Genomic DNA, 16,762 nt, shown 5'->3' on the forward strand with positions numbered 1-16,762 from the left:
ATAAGCACTATGTTCCTGCAAACCCTGTGAATGAAAGATTATAAGGTGTTCTTTTCCGTTAAAAAGGGAATGTTCCTGAAGAAATTAAAAAGGGGGCCGTGTAATGAAGGACTATGATATTACCATTATTGGAGCAGGTTTAACAGGATTAACAGCTGCCCGGAAGTTGCAATCGGCGGGAGAAAATGTCCTGATTGTTGATAAAGGAAGAAGTGTAGGGGGCCGGTTAGCAACGAGACGAGTGGCCGAGGGGAAAGCTGATCATGGTGCTCAATTTTTCACAGTTCGCACTTCTGAGCTGCAACAAGAAGTTGAGCAATGGCTGAAAAATGGTTGGATTAAACATTGGTTTGGAGTAGATTATCCTCGCTATACAGCGATAGACGGAATGAATGGCTTAGCTAAACACCTGGCGGATGGTTTATATGTAAGAACCCATACAACAGTGGAAAAATGGAGGGAAGACGATGGCGGATTCACAATTACAGCCGAGGATTCGTCGACGTGGCGAAGTAAGAAAATCATTATAACTGCTCCCGTTCCTCAAGCTGGAGCCCTTTTACAAAAAAGTGGACTTGGAACAGAGGCATTAGAAAGGATAACCTTTCAACCCACCTGCGTCGGGATATTTCATTTTGAAAAACCTACGACCTTACCCGCGTCAGGGCACATAGATAACCAGCTTCCAGCTGGTGTGGAGCGGATTGTCGATCACTTTAAAAAAGGAATTTCGAAAGACGTTGTAGTCAGCGTATATATGACAGCCGACTGGTCAACAGAACATTATGGAGATAGTGACGTGTTAGAACGTATGAAAGAACGTACAGGCGGGTACCTTTCATTTGATGAAACAGTATCTGAACAATTAAAAAGATGGCGTTATGCCCAGGCGGCCGCTACACATTCTCGATCGTATGAGGCAGTGACAGACACTGTGTTTGCAGCAGGTGATGCATTTCTAAGACCAAATGATCCCTCTGGACGGACGCGTTTTGAGAGTGCATTTATTTCAGGCATAGATGTAGCGGGAGCTGTAATGAGTTGAATGATGCATGCTGTTATGAAGACTTGTTCAGTAATTCAGGATGAAATTTATGACTTACTTTTTCTGGCGGAGCGGTGTGTAAATTTTCTTTAACATAAAAACATCCGAACAGATTTTTACAGAATCGTTCGGATGTTTTTATCCTTTATACAGCTTTGTTCTATTGCATTGAATGAGAAGAGCGGGTTAGTGAAGTATCTGCCGCAGTGCCATTCTCTGTAGGCACATCGAAAATCTTTCCATCGTTAACTGGCACGAGCTTCATATTTCCTTAATCGTTTCATACGTGAAAAGGTGTATACAGCTAACCCCATCCAAATAAGGGTGAACGAGACAGCGTGCACTTTTGTGAAAGGTTCCCCGTAAAGAAAAACACCTAAGATAAGCATAATCGTGGGGGCGATATACTGCAAAAAACCGACCATTGATAGAGGAATACGCTTGGCTCCAGCTGCAAATAACAGAAGCGGGATAGCTGTGGCCACCCCGGCGCCGAAAACGAGCACCGTATTCCATGAAACCCAATCGACTTGTTCATAAGTTTTCTGTACACCTATTAAGTAAATGAGAGCAATTGGAGAAACAATTAACGTTTCGATCATGAGGCCAAACATGGCATTTAGCGGTACTAATTTTTTCAGTAATCCGTAGGTGCCGAAACTAAAGGCTAACAATAAAGCGATCCAGGGAACAGAACCGAAGTGAACCGTCATATAAACGACCCCGCTGCCTGCTAAAGCGAAAGCAATCCACTGAGGCCGGCTGAAAGTTTCCTTCAGTACAATCATCCCAAGCAAAATGCTGACGAGTGGATTAATGTAGTAGCCAAGACTTGCTTCGACGACATGCTCATTGTTTACTCCCCATATGTAAGTAAGCCAGTTAAGACTAATCATGATGGAAGCTAAAGAAATTCCAATTAAACTTCGCTTTTTCTTCCAAACTTGTTTCGCCTCTGCAATGAATTGATGTCTTTTCCTTAACAAAATAATAATCAAGGTCATGAAAACAGCTGACCATATGATACGATGAGCTAGAATCTCAAATGGGGGGATATGCTGCATAAGCTTCCAATAAATCGGAAGAAATCCCCATAATACATATGCTCCTGTTGTATATAGAACCCCTAATTTATTTTCTTCGAGCATAAGCCAAATTCCTTTCTCTTAATTGCTACTGCTATTTTAGCCAACTAAAGCATAGATGGAAAGGGATTTGTTTTAAAATGGAAAAAGGCGCATGAGCATGCGCCTTTACGGTTGATCAGTCGGTTCTTCATCATTTTCGTCCTCATAAGGGATGTGACGGACTTCATCTGTATCACTGTAAGCAATTTTCTTTAGAGGCTTCTTAGCGGGTCCTTCCATAACTTCTCCATCGAACGAGAAACGTGATCCATGACACGGACAGTCCCAGCTGTGTTCGGCACTGTTCCATTCCACTTCACAACCCATATGAGTACAGGTTGTATCTAATACATGAAGTTCACCGTTGTCGTCCTTGTAAGCTCCTGCGCGCTCACCTTTCCACTGAATGACTGCCCCTTCACCTTTTAATAAGGCTTCAGGGCGAGTGCCGACGAGTTCGATCTTACCTTCCATAAGGTGAGCGGCTACGTTAGAATTATTTTTTAGAAATTCCTTCATGCTTGGGTCAGCTTTAAATCGTGACGGAGTAAACAGTGTCTTGTAAAGGGAGTCACGTCCCATGACATAGTCGGTTATAAGGTCACCCGCGACTCTACTGTTGGTCATTCCCCATTTCCTAAAACCGGTGGCTAGAAAAACACGCTTGTCATTTTTACGAATCGGACCGATATAAGGTACCTTGTCTAAGGTAGTTAAATCCTGGGCCGACCATTGAAAAAGTTTTGCTCTAATTCCAAACGTACGCTCAGCAAACTCTTCGAGGGCATTGTAATGAAATAAACTTTCTCCTCCTTCACCCGTCCGGTGGCTCTCCCCTCCTATAAGGAGAATGTCCTTACCTTGATAGTTAGCTGAACGGATGGAGCGTTTGGGGTCATCAATCGATAAGTACATGCCGCCCTGCCAATCTTTTTTCGGTTCAATGGCTATCACATATGAGCGTTCGGCGTACATTCTGCTGAAGTACAACCCTCTTCCATCATAAAAAGGAAAGTGGGTGCAAATAACTAATTGGTCACAAGAAAGAGTGGCCTCCTGGTTCGTACTTATTTCAATTTGTTCGCCTTCGTTTACTTTTACAGCTGTGGTGTTTTCGTAAACGGTTCCTCCTAGGTTTAAGAATTCCTCTAAGAGCGTCGATAAATAGAGAAGAGGATGAAATTGAGCCTGATCAGCCATGGACAATACGGCTGTCGCATCGCTGTCAAAAGGTAATGCTGAATCAGAGGCTTGAGGAATATTTAAACGCTCATAGGCTTCCCGTTCCCTTTCTAACTTTTTTGCCCCTTCCTTTGTAGTGGCATAAAGATAAGCATTCTGCTTAGACCATTCACAAGAAGCATTTAATTCGTTTATGGTTGCTTGCATTGAAGTTAAGGCGTCCAGTTGTGCTTTATAATATAAGGCCGCGTGATCTTCTCCGAAGTGATTTATTAGTTCATGATAGATTAATCCATGTTGAGCTGTAACTTTTGCAGTCGTGTGACCACTTGTACCATTTAGAATACGATCGGCCTCAAGAATTGTAACGCTTTTTCCTTCCTTTGCTAGTAAGTAGGCTGTTGTTATCCCGGTAATACCGCCGCCGATGACAGCGACTTCTGTATCTAGTGAGTCGGTTAACTGGTCGAAAGAAGGAAGAGAAGCCTCTTTAGTCCATAAAGGTTCTGGGTGAGTCCAATCCAATTTTTTATCCATAAATAACCTCCTAATAATTGCTTTTTTTCAGTTTGTCCTATAGGAGGAAATTCATGTAAGTGAAATTAACTTCTGATTTTTGATGTAGTATACTAATAAAAAAGCCATCTATTTAAGGGGGGATGTTGAGTGGAGGTATTTGTTGCCAGGCAGCCAATTGTTGATGAGCATAAGAATGTTTATGGTTATGAACTTTTATATAGAAATAGTAAAGAAAATACATTCCCTCAGACTGATGGTAATAAAGCGACACGTGAAGTTTTAATTAACAGCTTTTTAACAATTGGTCTTGAACGATTATCTCAAAATCACCCTTGCTTTATTAATTTTACAGAAGAATTGTTAATGGATAAGGTGCCGGAATATTTCGATCCAGGCAAATTAGTCGTGGAGATCTTAGAAGATGTGAATTGGAATGGTGATTTAATTAAAGTTTGCCGTGAATTAAAAGAAAAAGGGTTTTCTATAGCACTAGATGATGTTATGAGTATTGAGCAAAGGAATATTCAAGAACTTCTTACATATGTAGATATTATAAAAATAGATATCCGTCAATCATCAAAGACGATTCGGACAGAAATTGGGAAAATCGCTCAAGATAAAAATATTACGCTGTTAGCCGAAAAGGTAGAAACGGCTGAAGAGTTTAATCAATGCATGAGGGAAGGCTTTGAGTTGTTTCAAGGGTATTACATTAGCCGTCCTGTCATTGTTTCCGCTGTGGACATTCCTCTTTATCGTTCGTCTTATTTTCCAATTATCAAAGAGCTATCTGTTGAAGAGGAAGACATTAATTTAGATCGAGTTATTCAAATCTTTGAAAGGGATTTAGCTCTTACCTATAAGCTTCTCCGTTTAATTAATTTTTCTTCTTCGCTGTCAAAGCCTGTGCAATCGATTAAACAAGCTGTTCAGTTGTTTGGGGTGGAACCTTTAAAGAAATGGATGTATGTGTTTACAGTGGAGGAAGAGAGTCCGGCTCCTGCATCTCAAGAAACAATGAAATCGAGTTTACAAAGAGCAAAAATGTGCGAACAAATTGGAATTAGTATGGGGCACAATCGCTTAGGAGAACAATATTTTCTCACCGGTTTATTATCCGCTGTGAATGTAATAATGCAGTGTTCCTCTGAGGAAGTGATGAATACCCTGCCGTTAGATACAGCTATTCACGAAGCGTTGAATGGGGAAGACAATATGCATCGATTAATCCTTGACATCGCAGTGGCAGTTGAGCATGCGGAATTTGAACGTCTGGAACCTATTCTTGAAAAAATGGACCTTAGTTTAAGTGAATTATTAGAGATCTACGGGCAGGCTATTGCCTGGACAGAGCAGTTGTATAACCCTCATTTACAAATGGAAGAGGTATATAGTTAGCAATTTTTCACCATAACTGTTATATTAAATTATGTGCTTGCGCAGGCAGGCATCTTTTTTTTATTAATCATTACCTAGGTAACTATTTGATTGGAGAGGGAAAAATGTCATTAGTGTTTCACCACATATTACAGCTGTCACGGGAAGTCAATTATTATTTAAATGAGGCACTTAAGGATGAAGAGATTTTCATGTCACACTGGGCTGTTATTTTTCAGCTTCATGAACATGGATTGATGACACAGACGGAATTAAAAGAACGTTTAAATGTTGAGGCACCTCCTTTGTCCCGGACAATCTCACGTCTTTTAGATTTGGGTTTTATCGAGAAATACGCGAGTTCTGATAAACGGACGAACAATATAAAGTTGTCATCAAGCGGGGAATTTCATTATGAAAGATGGAAGGCGCTGATCAAAGAAGCAGAAGAAGTGCTGCTTCAAGAACTTGGAGAGCAGCGGAAAAAGGAACTAGATGAACATGTGAAGACCTTATCGAACGTGCTACGTAAAATAAAGGGGGGAGAGTGATGGCCGCTCGTGCGAAGCTGTGGACATGGAGTTTTATTAATGTGTGGATTAGTAATTTTTTCGTTTTTCTTGTGTTTTATTTAATGTTTGTAACAATGCCTGTGTATATTATGGATGATATTCAAGCGGGAGAAGGTGCGGCAGGTCTAGTCATCACGATCTTCCTGTTAGCTGCTATTTTAATTCGGCCTTTTACCGGACAGTGGGTAGAGACTTCAGGACGCATGCCGGTTTTAATTATTGCCTTAAGTATTTTTGGTATCAGTTCTATTCTTTATATGACAACAGAATCTCTTGTCATGATTCTGCTCATACGTTTTTTACATGGAATAGGGTTTGGGATGGGCACCACTGCCTTAGGTACATTAGCCGCGGACGTTATTCCAAATCAGCGAAAAGGTGAAGGTATGGGGTATTTTGCAATGTCCATGAATTTCGCTATGGTCGTTGGTCCTTTTCTTGGGTTAACGCTTATACAATCCTTTAGTTATCCAGTTATGTTTATGACATGTATAGCAGCAGCAGTTATTGCTTTTCTAACAGGAACGACAATTAAAGTTCCGAAACTTGATCGAGCATCTCACTTTGAACAGAAAAGTGTAGTTCCTAAGATGGAAGGGTTATTTGAAAAATCGGTTATTCCTATTGCCATTACTGGAGCAATTGTCGCATTAGCCTACGCTGGAGTATTATCGTTTGTATCAGTGTACGCAAAAGGATTGGGACTTGAACAAGCATCCAGTTTCTTTTTTGTTGTGTATGCTGTCGTTTTATTACTCTCAAGACCTTTTACAGGCCGGTGGTTCGATCGTTACGGTGAGAATGTAATCGTTATTCCTTCCATAATTACGTTTGGAATTGGCTTAATTGTATTAAGCGTGTCCACGACCTCGATTATGCTGCTGATTGCAGGAGGATTAATTGGATTAGGGTGGGGAACGATGGTGCCTAGTATGCAAACCATCGCACTGCAAAAAGTGCCAGAACGAGCAGGTTCAGCCACGGCCACTTTCTTCACGATATTTGATATTGGGGTTGGACTGGGTTCTTACGTAGTAGGGATCGCAGCAACAGGAATTGGATTGTCCTCCCTTTATTTTTATAGTTCTTTCTTTGTCTTTTCAGCGATCTTTTTATACGTTTGGCTGCACGGAAGAAAGCTGAGAGGGAATGAGCAGTCTAAATTGGAGTATACTTCTTGAAAGAAGTTTACGCAGCTCTTCTAAAAAGGTCCCAAGATCCCGCTTTCCGTGGGGCAGGACGAAAAGTCTCCTGCCTGCTCGTCTCGCAGGAGTCGATACTTTTTTCGTTCCTTCGACCAAAGTGGAATCTTGAAAACTTATGTAATGTGAAGGCTCTTTTGCAAGATAAGGAAACAGGATGAGTAAACGATTTTGCCAGTGATCTATTCCTCAAAGCCTTTACATTCTTTAAGGTTTCTCTACAAGCTGAAGAGACTGGGACATAACTGCATAAAACATAAAAAATCCGAACGATTCTGGAGAAATCAGTTCGGATTTTTTATGTTAATGAAACTTTACACCACCGCTCCGTCAAAACGCTTCGCTTTCCGTGGGCACGGCCTCAGATTCCTCGGAAAGCAAAGAGCACTCTACTGCGTGATCCTCGACTATCGCTATTCCCACAGGAGTCTTCGCCTTTTGACTACAATCATGATCTGTGTGTTTACGAATATTTGTTTTTTGACATCATGGCTTTACTTATGGCCTAGTCTCTTTTTTTATATTAGGAATCAAGCGTACACATATAGAAAATTGCATAGGTTGTAGAGGAAGGAGGAATTAAAAGTGAAGGAACAACCAGAAACATTGTATATTCATGGAAAAGATCAACACACTGAATTTTATGGAAGCTTGTCGTTGCCTATTTATCAAACCTCTACCTTTTCATTTCCGACCGCCGAAGATGGTGAGAGAAGGTTTGCAGGTGAAGACCAAGGGTATATTTATTCTCGTTTAGGCAATCCAACGGTACAAGCTTTAGAAGAAAGGATAGCTTCTGCTGAAGGGGGAGAAAAAGGGCTGGCCTTTGCTTCAGGGATGGCGGCAACTTCGGCTATACTTACATCGCTTACAAAAGCAGGAAGTCATATTCTTTGCTCCAACGGAATCTATGGCTGCACGTACGGTTTGTTAAGTTTATTAAAGGAAAAATATAATATCACTCATGATTTTTTGGATATGAGAGATGCGCAGGAGATTGCTGATCGAATCCAGCCTGAAACTTCATGCATTTTTATCGAAACGCCTATTAATCCTACGATGAGGATTATTGATCTGAAAATGATTGCCGATTTGGCTCACGAATATAACTTACCTGTAGTTGTAGATAATACGTTTGCCTCTCCTTATTTACAGCAGCCTTTACAACATGGATGTGATGTAGTTGTTCATAGTGCCACGAAGTATTTAAACGGACATGGAGATGTCATCGGCGGTGTAGCTGTTGGGAAGCAGTCATTTATGGATGAAGTAGCTAAGACGGTTCGTAAAGATGGGGGAGGGACGATGGCCCCTTTTGATGCTTGGTTATTATTGAGAGGGTTAAAAACCCTTCATGTTCGTATGGAACGTCATTGTTACAACGCCAAACGAATCGCTGCCCAATTAAAGCAGCATCACCGTATCCGAGAAGTGTTTTACCCGACCGATGCTTCTCATCCAGATCAATCCATTGCTATGAAGCAAATGACTGAAGGCGGAGGGGTCGTTACATTTACGATAGAAGGCTCAAAAAAAGACGCGATGAGCGTAATGAATCATTTGAACTTAGTAAAAATTGCTGTTAGTCTTGGAGACGCTGAGACGTTAATTCAACACCCTGCCACCATGACTCATTCGACCATTCCTCCTAGTGAACGAGAGAAAATGGGAGTCAATGATTCTATGGTACGCTTATCAGTTGGATTAGAAGCGTGGGAAGATGTTTGGAAAGACTTAGAGCAGGCTTTAAATCGACTATAAGAGGGCTGGATGAGATCTCCAGCCCTACATATGATAAGGTTTACTGATATCGAATAAGGGAACTTGAATGGTATCATTGAACTTTGAATAAATGAAATCCATTGAAAGGAAGAGGATACACATGTTAAAGAAACTTTTTGGTAAAAAGAGTGTCGAGGAGAATATCGTAGCTCCATTAAGCGGGAAGGTCGTTTCCCTTGATGAAGTACCAGACCCAGTTTTTAGTCAGCGTATGATGGGAGACGGCATTGCTATTGAACCGAGCAATGGGAAAGTTGTAAGTCCTGTAGACGGAGAAGTTGTTCAGCTTTTCCCTACAAATCACGCGGTAGGTATTAAAACGAAATCAGGTGTTGAAGTCCTTGTACACATCGGTCTTGAAACCGTAGCTATGGAAGGGGAAGGCTTCGAAGGCCACGTCACTACCGGTGATACGGTTAAAGCTGGAGATGCTTTGATTACATTTGACACAGATTTAGTAAACGAAAAAGCAAAAAGTACAATTACTCCCGTTGTGGTCACAAACTATGATGACATCGTTGACCAATTTGATGCCTCTTATAGTGATGCAGCAGATGCCGGGGAAACCACTGTGATTACTCTTCAAACTAAATAATTAGACTCAAAGGACCTAACGTATGAGCGCGTTAGGTTCTTTTAGAATAGGAGTAATTATTATAATAAAGGAGGAGAAGCATTGAGTAATAGTGATGAACAATTAAGAGAAGCAGCAGCTATGGAAGTGGAAAAACATCGAGCACAAGTAGAAGGTGATCCTTACAGGCTTTCTTTTCACCATATGCCGCCTGTAGGTTTATTGAATGATCCTAATGGATTGGTGCAATGGAGGGGGGAGTACCATTTATTTTACCAGTGGATGCCATTTAAGACTGATCACGGAGAGAAGTTTTGGGGACATTACATATCGGAAGACTTTGTTAATTGGAGACACGAGCGGATAGCGCTTGCTCCATCTGAATGGTATGACAAAGATGGCTGTTATTCAGGCAGTGCGCTCATTCATGAAGATCAACTCTATTTATTTTACACAGGAAATGTATTTAATGAAGACGGGGAACAGGAGGAATACCAGTGTGTAGCCACATCTAAAGATGGGATTCATTTTGAGAAGAAAGGTCCGGTCATCCATGTGCCAGAAGGGTATACCAGTAATTTTCGTGATCCAAAAGTGTGGAAAAGAGGAGGAAAATGGTACCTGGTAGTCGGTGCGCAGAATCAACACGAGCAGGGAAAGGTGCTTCTCTATAGATCGAGTAATTTATTAGATTGGGAGCTTCTCGGTCCTGTTGCAGGATCGAATGAAAATAGACTTGGGGATTTTGGGTACATGTGGGAATGCCCTGATTTATTTGAGCTTCATGATAAGGATATTCTAATAGTTTCTCCTCAAGGGTTAGATCCAGACGGCATGAAATACAATAATACGTACCAAAGTGGTTATTTTGCAGGTCAATTGACAGCTGAAGATTGCACACTCGAGCATGGAGCTTTTCACGAACTGGATCGAGGGTTCGAATTCTATGCCCCTCAAACGTTCCTCGACGAAAAAGGAAGACGCATATTATACGGCTGGATGGGCGTTCCTGATCAAAATGAACAGTCTCACCCAACCGTTTCTCGAAAGTGGATACATGCTCTTACCATTCCGCGGGTATTAGAGTGGAACGGCAGTCAAATCCTACAGCAGCCTGTTTCTGAACTGGCAGAAATGAGAGAAGCGGTATTGCTGCATTCAGAAATTACAATTACGAATGATCAAAAAGCTGTTAGAGGCGTGGAAGGGAAACCAGTAGAGCTGCGTATAGAATTTGAAGAAGTAGAAGATCAGTTTGCATTGGAAATATTCCACTATGTATCGTTTAGTTATAAGAAAAGCGATGGCGTACTCACTTTATCTCGCCCTCATTTTGAGGATAAAAGTCAAACAGAATTTCGGCGGACCGTATTGCAAGAGGACTTAAAAGAACTGCACCTGTTCATTGATCATTCTTCAATTGAGATATTCGTAAATGGAGGAAAGGAAGTATTTACGAGCAGAATTTTCCCGCAGACTGAGGACGACGATATTTTGTTTACCTCTCTAGGCACTTCCACCTTCTCTATTGAAAAATGGAAGCTTAGCGGATACAACATGATGTAAGTCTCTTTCTTTTTTTATCAACTATGGTAAGATAGTGGAATCAAAAATGTACGAAGGAGTAAAGAGCATGTCTCAATCAAAGCTCAAAGCTGAGGATCGCAGAGATCAAATATCAGCTTATTTAAAGCAAAGTAAAGAACCAATAAAAGGGCATTCTTTGGCCGAGAAAATGAAGGTCACGAGACAAGTGATTGTCGGTGATATTTCCTTATTAAAAGCAAGTGGTGAACCAATTATTGCCACTAGCCAAGGATATGTGTACTTGAGTAAATCCACCAATGACTTTCCTTTTCGTGAAGTCATTGTATGTCAACATCGACCTGATCAAACAGCTGAAGAGCTGAACATACTTGTTGATCACGGTGTTCATGTTATTGATGTTATAGTAGAGCATCCCGTTTACGGAGATTTAACAGCGAATCTAGGGATCTCAAATCGCAGGGATGTCATGAGGCTGATCGAACGTCTTCAAGAGACAGAATCAAGCTATTTGTCTGAGTTAACTGGGGGAGTGCATACTCACACGATAGGAGCTCATCAGAAAGAAGCTCTGGATGAAGCGAAGAAGGAGCTTGCAGGGAAAGGAATATTACTTGAATCATAAGAGAAGGTCATAAGGGCCTTCTTTTTTTATAGAAACAAGAATAACAAGTATCGCTTTTTCCTAATTTTTGAGGGTATGCTATGATGAGAATGTAGTAGTTGTTAAGAAAAGGAAGGTGTCTCGAGTTGAATATAATACCATATATATTTAGTACGATCATTATATTGAACGTACTATTGGCGCTCGCGATCATTTTCCTTGAGCGAAGAGATGCTAGTTCCACATGGGCCTGGTTAATGGTGCTTTTATTCATTCCAGTGGCAGGATTCTTCTTATACTTAGTTTTTGGAAGACGACTTAGTCATAAAGAAATTTTCATATGGGATAAAAAAAGCCGCTTAGGGCTTCTTACAGCTGTCCAGGATCAGCTGAGAGCCATTAAAGATCGAAGCTTACGCGTTCAACATGAAGATATCGTTCAATACGAAGACCTAATCTATATGCATTTAAAGAACAATGATGCTTTACTTACTCAGGATAATGAGGTGGAAGTGTTTACTGATGGACAAAAAAAGTTCCACGCGCTGCTGGAAGACATTGAAGGAGCGACAGACCACGTTCACCTCCTGTACTATATTGTACGTGACGATCAATTAGGAGAACGACTGGCAGAAGTTCTGATCCGCAAAGCCCAAGAGGATGTAGAAGTTAAATTGCTGTATGACGACATGGGCTCTCGTTCATTAAGCCGTAAGTTTATCAAGAAGATTGAAGAAGCAGGCGGGATGGTAGAATCCTTTTTTCCACCGCTGATTCCGAAGCTCAATATGAAAATTAATTACCGTAATCACCGCAAACTTGCGATCATTGATGGTGAAATTGGATACATCGGCGGCTTTAATATAGGTGATGAATACTTAGGGTTTAATAAGAGGTTTGGTTATTGGAGGGACACTCACCTAAGGGTAAAAGGCGGGGCCGTCCATAATATGCAGACTCGTTTTATTCTCGACTGGAATCAAGCCTCTCGTAAGGATATTCATTACCATGAGCGTTATTATCAATCTGAAGGCCAGGGGGATGTGGCCATGCAGATTGTTTCCAGTGGTCCAGATTCTGAATGGGAACAAATTAAGCATGGATATATTAAAATGATTCTTTCGGCAAAGGATTATATTTACATTCAGACCCCTTACTTCATTCCTGATGATAGTTTGCTAGATGCATTGCGAATTGCCGTCTTATCAGGAGTGGATGTACGAATTATGATTCCGAAAATGCCGGATCACCCATTTGTCTATTGGGCAACGTTCTCCAATATCGGGGATATGTTAAATGCAGGAGCAACGGTTTATGTTTATCAGAAGGGATTTCTTCACGCAAAATCGATTGTCGTAGATGGAAACATCGCTTCAGTAGGAACCGCCAACATTGATGTTCGCAGTTTCCGCTTGAATTTTGAAGTCAATGCTTTCTTGTATCATCCTGATATTGCCCATGAATTAGCGGATCGTTTTCATGAAGATATTATAGATTCTACGGAATTAACATATAAACTATATAAGAAGCGTTCGTTATGGATTCGATTTAAAGAAGCCATTGCCCGCCTGTTATCACCGATACTATAAAAAGCTGTCTCTTAAAGAGGCAGCTTTTACTTTTATGCACCCTTTAATGTACCAGGTACACAAACTTTACCATTCTGTACCAGGTGCTCAGAGAAAAAAGAAAAATAAGTTTTGGTACCAGGTACGCGTTCGGCTATTGGGCGTACCTGGTACCAAAAAAGGCTGAAAAAACTGCTTTTTTATAAAAAAAGAGTGTCCTAAAAGCCGTAGCTTTAGGACACTTGATAAAAGAGAGGCTATATTTAAAACTATTGGGAGGAAAGCTTGAGCGAAGCTTCCGTTTGTTCACCATTTCGATAAACGGTGACATTAATGGTATCTCCAGGCTCTACATCTCTGTAGAGGTACTGGCGAAGGCTCATAAGTGAGTCAACTTCTTCGTCGTCAATTTTAGTTATGACATCGTATTTCTCAAGACCCGCATCAGCTGCTGGAGAGCCTTCTTCCACACTACCGACAAGTACACCCTGCTGTACGTCGTTCGGTAAATTCAATTCCCCTTCAAGAACGGAACTAGGAATCTGGCTGACGTCCCGTAGTTCAATGCCCATATAAGGGCGTTCTACTTCTCCAGTTGCCTCGAGGTCATCGATGATAGGTTTGGCAATGTCCATAGGTATGGAGAAACCGATGCCTTCTACTTCTGCTTGGGCAATTTTCATAGAATTAATCCCTATGACTTCGCCCTGAAGATTGATCAGCGCACCCCCACTATTGCCGGGATTTATAGCAGCGTCGGTTTGGATAACTTCAGTTTCCCAGTCTGGCTGCTGGTCCCCGTTGATATCCACTGGTATGTTTCGATTTATGCCGCTAATAATCCCTTGCGTGGCTGATCCAGCGAATTCCATGCCGAGAGGGTTACCGATCGCTATGGCTGTTTGACCAACCTCAACGTCTTTGGCTGATCCTAGCTCAGCAACCTTGTCCACATGGCCGCCATCTATTTGTAAAACGGCTAGATCTGTAAAGGGGTCACTTCCTTTAAGTTCGGCGTCTACTTTTGTACCATCATGTAATATCACTTCAAGGGAGGAGGCATTTTCAATAACGTGATGGTTAGTTGCAACAAAAGCTTGGCCGCCATCTTTTTTGTAGATGACCCCAGATCCAGTGCCGGCTTCTTGGCTGCCCTGTACGCCGTCTTGGCTGTTGCTGATTCCAACAACGGCTTTCGATGTCTTATTAATGGCTTGCGTTACTTCACTTTGGTCTTCACCAAGGTTTAATTCATTAGCTTGTGCAGAGGGTTCGTTTGTTTCAACATTAATGGTAATTCCTTTCCACTGAAACACTGCCGTGATTAAAAACGCAGCCACAATAGCACCTAATACACCATAAGCGAAACCTGAGCGTTTACGTCTTCTTTTTATTGCTTTTTCTTCTTCAATCATGTGTGATCAATGACCCCTTTCTCATCAGCTGATCAGTGGCATGAATCAATGGGTTTCCTCTGTACAATTCTTATTCTAGTCAAAAGTTATGGCATGACTTCGGAGTAATTATGGAAAAAGTGTGTAATACACACTGTTTGTTGTAAAATATGTGAAAATGGTTATAGAATCCTAGTAGTAAGGAGGAATCTTATGAAGCGTACAATTGGAGTAGTAGAAGACGATCCAAATATAAGAAATATAGTAACAGCTTACTTAGATAAAGAAGGATACGAAGTCGAAGCACTGGGCACAGCTGAAAAAGCTTGGGAATATTTTCAGCAGTCGCCACCTGATTTATGGGTTCTCGACATTATGCTTCCAGGGATCGACGGGTATGAGTTTTGTAAAAGAATTCGTCAAACATCTGAAGTGCCGATTATCATAATATCTGCAAAAGATGAAGAAGTGGATAAAATTCTAGGGCTGGAGTTAGGTGGAGATGATTATTTAACGAAGCCTTTCAGTCCGAGGGAATTAGTTGCTCGTGTGAAGCGGCAGTTGAAAAGGTGGGCAGCGATGCAGCCGGAAGCCCATGAGTCTGAACCTGAAATCATTAAATCCGGAGCTTTATCTTTAAATGAAACAGAACGCAATGCTTACTTTCATGGAAAAAAAGTGGAAGTGACCACCAAGGAATACGATTTATTAAAGATTTTGGCTCAGCAGGAAAATAGAGCCTACAGTCGCGAAGAGCTACTTTTAAAGGTGTGGGGAGAAGACTATTTCGGAAGCGATCGAGCGGTTGATGATCTTGTTAAACGGATACGAAAAAAAATGAAAGACCTGCCGCTAGAAACGGTATGGGGGCACGGATACCGCCTCCGTAGCAGCCGTGATTCCTCATGAAGCTTCAATATCAATTAAATGCAGCATTTGCAGCCGTCATTCTTATCGTTATGACAATTACCGTTTTCTTTGTCTATTCTTTAATTATGGACATGCTAATCCAGGATGAACGAAAACAGTTAGAAGAACGCGCTCAACTGCTGAAGCAAATTACAGAAGAACAGGACGCATCTGTCCGGCTGCCTCAACTGACACAACTCGTTCAAGATCAGAACTATCCGCTGCTTCTCTTTGACCTAAATCGTGAAGAAGTACTATTTAGTACACTTCCTGCTGAAACAGCAGTAGACTGGCTGGATCGGTACGAACAAGAACTAGTTGAAGAAGAGGTTTGGGAGAGCCAGGGCGAAAGCTATGTAGCCTATAACATCCGGGTAGCTCCAGACAGTTCTCAGCGAATCCTTGTCATGGTTACACCTCTTGATGATTTACAATTGGTGCAAAACGCATTTGCTCAGCGTATGATACGTGTGATTATTATTGGATTACTTCTCGCTTTAGCGGTCAGTTATTTTATGACGAATCGTTTGGTTACGCCTTTAAGTCATCTGCAGCAAGAAGTGAAGAAGATAGAGAAGCGAAAATTTGACCAGGTAAAGCCAGTAAAATCAAGTGGAGAAATTAAAGAAGTAGAACGAAGTGTCCGTCATATGGCCGAAGAATTGGAACGGTATATTACCTCACAAAAACAGTTCTTTCAAAACGCTTCGCATGAATTAAAAACGCCGCTGATGTCAATTCAAGGCTACGCTGAAGGGATTCGTGAAGGTATCTTTAAAGGGGAGGATGCCGATCGGGGATTAGACGTGATGGTAAGTGAAACAGAACGCCTGAAAAAAATCGTTAACGAAATGATTTTACTTGCAAAGCTCGACAGTAGTGAAGACGTATATCATCCAGAAACCGTCAATGTAGCAGAAGTGGCCATACAGGCAAAGGATCGGCTTTTTCCTTTAGCGAATGAAAAAGGTGTAGATCTTCAGTACAGCGGTGAAGGTGAATTTTATAGTTTTGTTGACCGCGAAAGAGTTCTTCAAGCGTTCATTAACATTATCGGAAACGCAGTTCGACATGCCAAAAGCAGAGTCATTATTAAGACAAGCATCATAAATGACAGCCTATCCATTCAAGTGATTGATAATGGGGAAGGAATAGCAGAAGAATTGCTGCCTCAATTGTTTCAAAGATTTATCAAAGGGAAAGAAGGGGAAACTGGGTTAGGCTTAGCAATCTCACGTGCTATCATTGAACGAAGCGGAGGTACGATTAAAGCTGCAAATAATGAGGGAGCAGGTGCCACCTTCGAAATCCGGCTCTTTAAAAGGATGGAAGATAGACAATAATGGTATAATAGACAGGGAA

General features: G+C 41.4%; 14 protein-coding genes. 11 read left to right on the top strand and 3 right to left on the bottom strand.

Annotated features, from left to right (window positions below; genetic code table 11):
• The first annotated feature begins 103 nt into the window (after nt 1-103).
• On the top strand, nt 104-1,045 hold the full coding sequence (locus tag ACGTNH_RS02575) for an NAD(P)/FAD-dependent oxidoreductase (RefSeq protein WP_394584796.1): 942 nt from the start codon (nt 104-106) through the stop codon (nt 1,043-1,045).
• A 245-nt stretch (nt 1,046-1,290) separates the two neighbouring features.
• Here the strand turns inward: ACGTNH_RS02575 and rarD are convergent, their stop codons facing one another.
• Together rarD and ACGTNH_RS02585 are read right to left on the bottom strand one after the other, a co-directional pair.
• Nucleotides 1,291-2,193: an EamA family transporter RarD gene (rarD, locus tag ACGTNH_RS02580; protein ID WP_394584797.1), complete on the bottom strand. Its 903-nt coding sequence runs from the start codon at nt 2,191-2,193 to the stop codon at nt 1,291-1,293.
• Nucleotides 2,194-2,298: 105 nt separating this feature from the next.
• A complete protein-coding gene (locus ACGTNH_RS02585; protein ID WP_394584798.1) occupies nt 2,299-3,891 on the bottom strand; it encodes an FAD-dependent oxidoreductase in 1,593 nt (530 codons plus the stop codon).
• A 129-nt stretch (nt 3,892-4,020) separates the two neighbouring features.
• Here ACGTNH_RS02585 and ACGTNH_RS02590 point away from each other — a divergent pair, with 129 nt between their 5' ends.
• The 8 genes from ACGTNH_RS02590 (at nt 4,021) to cls (ending at nt 13,118) form a co-directional block, all read left to right on the top strand.
• Nucleotides 4,021-5,271, top strand: a complete 1,251-nt coding sequence (locus ACGTNH_RS02590) for an EAL and HDOD domain-containing protein (RefSeq protein WP_394584799.1) — start codon at nt 4,021-4,023, stop codon at nt 5,269-5,271.
• 104 nt (nt 5,272-5,375) lie between these two features.
• Nucleotides 5,376-5,801, top strand: coding sequence for a MarR family winged helix-turn-helix transcriptional regulator (locus ACGTNH_RS02595; RefSeq protein ID WP_394584800.1), 426 nt, complete (start codon nt 5,376-5,378; stop codon nt 5,799-5,801).
• Complete coding sequence (locus tag ACGTNH_RS02600) at nt 5,801-7,003, top strand: MFS transporter (protein ID WP_394584801.1); 1,203 nt, start codon at nt 5,801-5,803, stop codon at nt 7,001-7,003. Before ACGTNH_RS02595 ends, ACGTNH_RS02600 begins: the two co-directional genes overlap by 1 nt.
• A gap of 606 nt (nt 7,004-7,609) precedes the next feature.
• Complete coding sequence (gene megL / locus ACGTNH_RS02605; RefSeq protein ID WP_394584802.1) at nt 7,610-8,785, top strand: methionine gamma-lyase; 1,176 nt, start codon at nt 7,610-7,612, stop codon at nt 8,783-8,785.
• Nucleotides 8,786-8,906: 121 nt separating this feature from the next.
• The gene (locus ACGTNH_RS02610; RefSeq protein WP_394584803.1) at nt 8,907-9,401 is read left to right on the top strand and encodes a PTS sugar transporter subunit IIA; all 495 of its coding nucleotides are present in this window, start codon (nt 8,907-8,909) and stop codon (nt 9,399-9,401) included.
• An 81-nt stretch (nt 9,402-9,482) separates the two neighbouring features.
• Nucleotides 9,483-10,946: a glycoside hydrolase family 32 protein gene (locus ACGTNH_RS02615; protein ID WP_394584804.1), complete on the top strand. Its 1,464-nt coding sequence runs from the start codon at nt 9,483-9,485 to the stop codon at nt 10,944-10,946.
• Nucleotides 10,947-11,013: 67 nt separating this feature from the next.
• Nucleotides 11,014-11,550, top strand: a complete 537-nt coding sequence (locus tag ACGTNH_RS02620; RefSeq protein WP_394584805.1) for a transcription repressor NadR — start codon at nt 11,014-11,016, stop codon at nt 11,548-11,550.
• Between the two features lie 125 nt (nt 11,551-11,675).
• Complete coding sequence (gene cls / locus ACGTNH_RS02625) at nt 11,676-13,118, top strand: cardiolipin synthase (RefSeq protein ID WP_394584806.1); 1,443 nt, start codon at nt 11,676-11,678, stop codon at nt 13,116-13,118.
• A 248-nt stretch (nt 13,119-13,366) separates the two neighbouring features.
• Here the strand turns inward: cls and ACGTNH_RS02630 are convergent, their stop codons facing one another.
• Nucleotides 13,367-14,512, bottom strand: coding sequence for a S1C family serine protease (locus ACGTNH_RS02630; protein ID WP_394584807.1), 1,146 nt, complete (start codon nt 14,510-14,512; stop codon nt 13,367-13,369).
• Between the two features lie 192 nt (nt 14,513-14,704).
• Between ACGTNH_RS02630 and ACGTNH_RS02635 the strand changes: the two genes are divergently transcribed.
• Complete coding sequence (locus ACGTNH_RS02635; RefSeq protein WP_394584808.1) at nt 14,705-15,400, top strand: response regulator transcription factor; 696 nt, start codon at nt 14,705-14,707, stop codon at nt 15,398-15,400.
• Nucleotides 15,397-16,743, top strand: a complete 1,347-nt coding sequence (locus ACGTNH_RS02640; protein ID WP_394584809.1) for a sensor histidine kinase — start codon at nt 15,397-15,399, stop codon at nt 16,741-16,743. The genes ACGTNH_RS02635 and ACGTNH_RS02640 overlap by 4 nt, the downstream gene beginning before the upstream one ends.
• Nucleotides 16,744-16,762: the final 19 nt, after the last annotated feature.

It is taken from the genome of Halobacillus sp. B23F22_1, from assembly GCF_043497005.1.
GTDB lineage: Bacteria > Bacillota > Bacilli > Bacillales > Halobacillaceae > Halobacillus_A.